Raw genomic sequence first — 5,675 nt, forward strand, 5'->3', positions numbered from 1 at the left:
GCGTCCCCTATATAGGGGACGCGACGGGGGAGGCGACAAGGGACGCGCCTAGTGGGTGCGCGGGCGCTTGAACCAGGCGCCCGCGGCAGCCTGGGCGAGCAGGATGACCGAGGCGACCGAGCCGAGCAGACCCAGGATGCCTCCCGGGTTGCCGGAGGCGAGGCCGCCGAGCCCGAAAGCGATCTGCACGCTCATCAGGACGATGCAGGTCACGCGTATGCCGTTACCCGCGTTCTTGAACGTGAAGGCAAAGCCACCGGCCACCATGAGGCACAGGTTCACGCCTGCGGCCGCTCCGGCCGTCTCCGGGTCACCCGCGGCCGCCAGCCCGATCACTCCGATCAGGGTGAGTCCGCCGAGCACCCAGACGACTATCTGTGCGGCGCGGACGACGCCGGGCATCGTGTGCGGGGCGACGGGGCCGTATCCGTAGCCGTTTCCGTAGCCGTTTCCGTACGCGGGATCCTGCGCCGGGCCGGGGTAACCGGGGAGGCCCGACGGGGGGTTGACCTGCGGGTCATGGGGTGGTGGGGGGAACTGGTTCGACATGTCCCTGACCATATCCGGAGACTTCAGCTCCGCGATGGGCCGGTCTGTGGCGCGGACGGCACGGGGTTTGGATGAGAACCCGCGTCCGGGCATAAAAAATCGGGCCGGTCCATGGGGGGGAGATGGACCGGCCCGAGGGGGGGTTTCCACCATAACCCTTCGTAAGTGATGCTGCGCGCATCGGCGCTCCACAACTACTCTCCGAAGTCGCCTGACGACTCCGGGGCCCTGTTCTCCCACCGGATTTCGGCCCCGGTGACAGATTTCGGCCCCGCGCGGCGGTAGCCCATAGGGGGGACGGGGTGCCGGTGCTCGCTTGACGGGGTGGCCATGGGTGATCGTCTGGCGCGGTGGGCGGGCCGGGCTTGACGCGGTGGGCGGGCGGGCCGCTAGCTTCGGCTCGCATGGCGACGCTTCTCCTTCCGACCGGCCGAACACTTCCCCTGGAGATCGCGGAGTCCGCCGGTGCGCGGCGACGCGGGCTGCTCGGCAGGGACGGGGTGACCGGGGCACTGCTCCTGAGTCCGGCGAACAGCGTGCACACGGTGCGGATGCGGTTCGCCATCGACGTGGCGTACCTGGACCGGGAGCTGCGGGTGCTGTCCGTGCGGACGATGCGTCCCGGGCGGATCGGGCGGCCCCGGCTGCGGGCCCGGCATGTCCTGGAGACGGAGGCCGGAGCGATGGCCGGGTGGGGCGTGCGCCGGGGTGCGCGGGTCGAGGTGCGGACCGGTGATTGTGGTGATTGTGGTGATTCAGACGGCTCCGGCGGCCCCGGTGGCCCCGGCGGCCCCGGCGGGAGGAACTGAGGGCGAGCGGGCCGCGCAGTCCCCTCCACCGCGCGACACCGCACACGTGGCTTTGCTCACGCGAATTCGCCTTGGTCTGAACTTACGTGATGTGCGGGCGTAGATCGAGCGGGTCTCGATAACGATGCGGAATCAACGGGACCCGCTTCGGGATCACTTGGGCGCCGATCGGGATCACTTCGCTAACGATCGACGAGCGAGGCAACCACTTGCCTGGTTTTCCCGTCGGGCGTTGCCCGCAAGGCAGGCGTTTCCCGTCAGGCGGCGGTGCCCTCCTTCTTGCACTCGCGGTTGGCCACCAGCTGCTCCATGTGCTCGTCGCCCCAGACGCCCAGCGGAATCAGCGCCTCGTTCAGGGACAGGCCGAGGGGGGTCAGCGAGTACTCGACCTTCGGCGGCACCTCCCTGTACACCTCGCGGTGCACGATGCCGTCGGACTCCAGCTCGCGCAGCTGCTGGATGAGCACCTTCTCGCTGATTCCGGTGATGTGCCGCCGGAGCTCGCCGAAGCGGAGTGTCCTGCCCGCGTAGAGCGCCCAGAGGATCATCGGCTTCCACTTGCCGCCGACGACGTCGACGGCGGCGTCGAGGCCGCAGACGTACAGCTGCTTGCCCTCCTTGACGCCGTCTTTGGTGCTCTCCGAATTGCCCTCCGTGCCGTGCTTCGGCATGGTCCACTCCTCGTGTCCGCAGAGCCACTTACCCGGTCGACAGTACCGACCGACAGTACCGAAGGAGACCTTCGATGAGCGCCCCTGCCGCCGTCACGTGGAGTGCCGCCAACGCCCGGCGGATGGAACGGCAGTTCCTTCGGACACCGGCCAAGCCGGGCGAGGCCGGACCCGGCGAGGTCGTCGACGCGATGCTCGCCGCGCAGGCGCAGGTGTCGTCGGCCGCCGAGCTGTCGGTGGGGCTGCGGATGGACGGGGCCACCCGGCAGGACGTACGCGAGGCGCTGTGGGGCGAGGAGCCGAGCCTGGTCAAGACGTACGGGCCGCGCGGCACGATCCACTTCCTGCCGACCGCCGAACTCCCCCTCTGGACAGGCGCGTTGTCAGCGATCCCGGGCGGGCCGAGCCCTTTCAAGGCGGGCGATCGGCTGACTCCGTCCCAGACGGAGGAGATCGTGAACGCGATCGGTGAGGCGTTGGACGGGGCCCGGCTGACCATCGACGAGCTCAGCGATGAGGTGGTGGCGCGTACGGGGCCCTGGGCGGGCGATCTGGTACTGCCCGCCTTCCAGGGGATGTGGCCGCGCTGGCGCTCGGTCATGCATCTGGCGGGGCACCGCGGGGTGCTGTGCTTCGCGCCGAACCGGGGCCGCAAGGTGACGTACACCCGCCCCCCGACCTCGGACTCCGACTCCGGGGAGCCGTCACTCCCTGCCGAGGTGGCTACGGGGCGTCTGCTGCGGCGCTTCTTGTACGCGTACGGGCCTGCGACGCCGGCCGAGTTCGCCAAGTGGGCTGCTGCGCCGGGTGGTTGGGCGAGCAGCCTCTTCGCGTCGCTGGCTTCCGCCGGAGAGATCGAGGCGGTGGAGATGGACGGGGTGCCTTCGGCGTGGGTGGTCGCGGGTGACACGGAGTTTCCGGGGGAGCCGGTGCGGGGTGTGCGGCTGCTGCCCTACTTCGACGCGTACGTCATCGCCTCCCACCCGCGCGAACGGCTCTTCCCCGGGCGGGCCTACGAGCGGGCGCTGGCCGGGGGCCAGGCCGGCAACTTCCCTGTGCTGTTGATCGACGGGGTCGTGGCGGGCGTCTGGCACCAGCGCCGCTCCGGGCGCCGACTGACGGTCACGGTCGAACCGCTTGCCTCGCTGAGCACCGCGCAGGAGCGGGAGCTTGCGGGGCAGGTGGAACGGGTGGGGGAAGTGCTTGAGGGGCGGGCGGAGTTGGTGGTGGGGCCTGTGACCGTGGGCGCTCACGCGTAGGTCGTACGGCCTTCCCTTGGCCCGCTTGCGGGCGCTGAATCGGCGGCGCCGAAGCCGCCCCCTAGCGCTTCCGGTAGCGCTTCCCGTAGCGCTTCCGGGCGTCGAAGAGATGCCGTGTGCTGTGGGCCACGAAGGGCCCCTCCGCCTCGATCCGCTCGTGCAACTCCCGTAGCCGCGCCCCGTACCTCTCCACCGAGAAGTCCGGCACCATCCACACGACCTTCCGCAGGAAGTGGACGACGGCCCCGATGTCGTAGAACTCGATCCGAAGCCGCTCGGCCCGCAGATCGACGATCTCAAGGCCCGCCGCCTCCGCCTCGGCCCGCTCTCCGTCGGGATGACGTCCGTTCCGTACCGAATCGGGCTGGGGCCCAAGGAAGTACTCGACGACCTCGAAGACGCTGGCGGGGCCCACATGCTGGGCGAAGTACGTCCCCCCGGGACGCAGCACGCGCGCGATCTCGTCGAAATTCGCCTTCACCGGATGCCTGCTGGTGACCAGGTCGAACGCCTCCGCCGCGAACGGCAACGGCGCGTCCTCCGCAGAGGCCACGACCACCGCGCCCCGTGGATGCAACAGCCCGGTGGCCTTGGCGACGTTCGGCGGCCACCCCTCCGTCGCGACGGCGAGCGGCGGAAGCACGGGCGCGGAGGCGAGGACTTCGCCGCCGCCGGTCTGGATGTCGAGGGACGCGGTGGCGTGCCCGAGGCGCTCCCCCATGGCGTGGGCGTACCGCCAGGAGGGCCGCTCCTCCGTGGCCCGCCCCTCGAACCAGGAGAAGTCCCAGCCCTCGGTCGGGGCCGAATCCGCTTCCGCCACAAGTGCGTCGAAACTGCTCATGGAGCGATCTTCGCACCGCACGGGCCGCGATTCACGTCGATTACTCGGGGGGTAATGGCCACCACCACCCAAGGCGGAAAGGATCAAGGGCGGGCCGCGCAGGCGCCCCACGCCAGGCCGGACGAGGAGGGACCATGTCCAGTACCACCCCCACCACCCCCACCATCCCTACTACCCCCACCACCCGCTCCGTAGTGGAGGACCTGCTGGGCCGCATCGGCGAGGGCGACCCCGAGCGCATCGCCGCGCTGTACGCCGATGACGCGGACTGGAAGCTGAGCTGGCCGGAGGCCGAGCACGGCCGTGCCGCCACACCGTGGATCCGTCACCGCGCCACCCGCGCCGATGCCGCCACCCACTACCGGGAGCTTGCCGGGCATCATGTGGCCGGGGAAGCCGCGACCCAGGTCGAGCACATCCTTGTGGACGGCGCGCACGCCGTCGTACTGGGCGAGATCCGCCAGACCGCCCGGCCGACAGGAATCCCCTACCGGGCCCGCTTCGCGCTGCACCTCACGGTGGAGGGCGGCCTCATCACCCGCCATCACGTGTACGAGGACAGCCTCGCGGTGACGCAGGCCTTCGGGGAGGGGGACGCGGGCGGGCACGGGACGAGGTAAAGGGCGTACCTGACGTACCTGACAACGGAGTTCGCGATTATCGTGGCTCCGATGAGCGACAACGATCTTGCGCGGCTGCGGCTGCAGCTGCGACTGCGGCCCGTTCGTGAGGATGATCTGGACCTGCTCGACCGGTTCCTCACCGACCCGGAGGCCTGCGGGGAGTTCCAGTGGCAAGGGTGGCGGGACCCCCGCACCTTTCGGCGGCGCTGGGACAAGGACGGCATGCTCGGCGACGACAAGGGTCTGCTGATGGTCGTCTCCGACGGTGAGACCCTCGGCTTTGTGGCATGGCGCAAGGTCGTGGTCTTCCGGACCTCGTACTACTGGAACATCGGCATCCAGCTGCTGCCGGAGGCCCGCGGGCGCGGTCTCGGCACCCGGGCCCAGCGGCTGCTGGTGCGCTACCTCTTCGCGCATACCTCCGTGATGCGCATCGAGGCGGACACCGAGACCGGGAACATCGCCGAGTGCCGAGCGCTGGAGAAGGCGGGCTTCACCAGTGAGGGCGTCTCCCGCAGCGTGCTGTTCCGGGACGGGCAGTGGCGGGACGGGGTGCGGTACGGGGTGTTGCGGGGCGACGCGGGATGGCAGGACGACGCGGAGCGGACGGAGTAGGGGCTCATGAGCACCCGCCTGTAGGACCTTGAGGTTCACCTGCCCGCATGCTCGTCGACGCCGACGTCAACGGGGCTGTACTGATCCGGTGTTGGTCGGGTTGCCGGGGCCGTCCGGTTGAACCCAGATTGGCGGTTACGGGCCGGGAGTAAAGGGCGCTCCTGCGTCGCGTCGGCTACGCCGATGGCCCTGCGGGCCACCCTTGACTCCCGCCCCTCCACCACGCGAGGGAAGACGACCGGACGGCCCAGGGGCGGGACTCTCGGGACAGCTGGCTTGGGGGCTTCGGTTTCGCGGCCGGGTGCGGA

General features: G+C 70.2%; 7 protein-coding genes. 4 read left to right on the forward strand and 3 right to left on the reverse strand.

Going from position 1 to position 5,675, the window contains the following annotated elements:
- Positions 1 to 48: 48 nt before the first annotated feature.
- A complete protein-coding gene (locus ACFQ7F_RS45215) occupies positions 49 to 549 on the reverse strand; it encodes a hypothetical protein (protein WP_383285416.1) in 501 nt (166 codons plus the stop codon).
- Positions 550 to 953: 404 nt separating this feature from the next.
- Here ACFQ7F_RS45215 and ACFQ7F_RS45220 point away from each other — a divergent pair, with 404 nt between their 5' ends.
- On the forward strand, positions 954 to 1,358 hold the full coding sequence (locus ACFQ7F_RS45220) for a DUF192 domain-containing protein (protein ID WP_383285419.1): 405 nt from the start codon (positions 954 to 956) through the stop codon (positions 1,356 to 1,358).
- Between the two features lie 257 nt (positions 1,359 to 1,615).
- Here the strand turns inward: ACFQ7F_RS45220 and ACFQ7F_RS45225 are convergent, their stop codons facing one another.
- Positions 1,616 to 2,029: a winged helix-turn-helix transcriptional regulator gene (locus tag ACFQ7F_RS45225; RefSeq protein ID WP_383285422.1), complete on the reverse strand. Its 414-nt coding sequence runs from the start codon at positions 2,027 to 2,029 to the stop codon at positions 1,616 to 1,618.
- Between the two features lie 74 nt (positions 2,030 to 2,103).
- Between ACFQ7F_RS45225 and ACFQ7F_RS45230 the strand changes: the two genes are divergently transcribed.
- Positions 2,104 to 3,288, forward strand: coding sequence for a winged helix DNA-binding domain-containing protein (locus ACFQ7F_RS45230; RefSeq protein WP_383285425.1), 1,185 nt, complete (start codon positions 2,104 to 2,106; stop codon positions 3,286 to 3,288).
- Positions 3,289 to 3,349: 61 nt separating this feature from the next.
- Here ACFQ7F_RS45230 and ACFQ7F_RS45235 read toward each other — a convergent pair whose 3' ends face one another.
- On the reverse strand, positions 3,350 to 4,129 hold the full coding sequence (locus tag ACFQ7F_RS45235; protein ID WP_383285428.1) for a class I SAM-dependent methyltransferase: 780 nt from the start codon (positions 4,127 to 4,129) through the stop codon (positions 3,350 to 3,352).
- A gap of 134 nt (positions 4,130 to 4,263) precedes the next feature.
- On the opposite strand from ACFQ7F_RS45235, the gene ACFQ7F_RS45240 reads away from it, so the two are divergent.
- Both ACFQ7F_RS45240 and ACFQ7F_RS45245 read left to right on the forward strand, forming a co-directional pair.
- Complete coding sequence (locus ACFQ7F_RS45240; RefSeq protein ID WP_383285431.1) at positions 4,264 to 4,749, forward strand: nuclear transport factor 2 family protein; 486 nt, start codon at positions 4,264 to 4,266, stop codon at positions 4,747 to 4,749.
- A gap of 51 nt (positions 4,750 to 4,800) precedes the next feature.
- Positions 4,801 to 5,367, forward strand: a complete 567-nt coding sequence (locus ACFQ7F_RS45245) for a GNAT family N-acetyltransferase (protein WP_383285434.1) — start codon at positions 4,801 to 4,803, stop codon at positions 5,365 to 5,367.
- The last annotated feature ends 308 nt before the right edge of the window (positions 5,368 to 5,675 follow it).

The organism is Streptomyces sp. NPDC056486 (genome assembly GCF_042795295.1).
Classification (GTDB): Bacteria; Actinomycetota; Actinomycetes; order Streptomycetales; family Streptomycetaceae; genus Streptomyces.

Excerpts from the sequence above, each read along its gene's own strand:
- ACFQ7F_RS45215 (WP_383285416.1), bottom strand. The coding sequence starts at position 549 with ATGTCGAACCAGTTCCCCCCACCACCCCATGACCCGCAGGTCAACCCC.
- ACFQ7F_RS45220 (WP_383285419.1), top strand. The coding sequence starts at position 954 with ATGGCGACGCTTCTCCTTCCGACCGGCCGAACACTTCCCCTGGAGATC.
- ACFQ7F_RS45225 (WP_383285422.1), bottom strand. The coding sequence starts at position 2,029 with ATGCCGAAGCACGGCACGGAGGGCAATTCGGAGAGCACCAAAGACGGC.
- ACFQ7F_RS45230 (WP_383285425.1), top strand. The coding sequence starts at position 2,104 with ATGAGCGCCCCTGCCGCCGTCACGTGGAGTGCCGCCAACGCCCGGCGG.
- ACFQ7F_RS45235 (WP_383285428.1), bottom strand. The coding sequence starts at position 4,129 with ATGAGCAGTTTCGACGCACTTGTGGCGGAAGCGGATTCGGCCCCGACC.
- ACFQ7F_RS45240 (WP_383285431.1), top strand. The coding sequence starts at position 4,264 with ATGTCCAGTACCACCCCCACCACCCCCACCATCCCTACTACCCCCACC.
- ACFQ7F_RS45245 (WP_383285434.1), top strand. The coding sequence starts at position 4,801 with ATGAGCGACAACGATCTTGCGCGGCTGCGGCTGCAGCTGCGACTGCGG.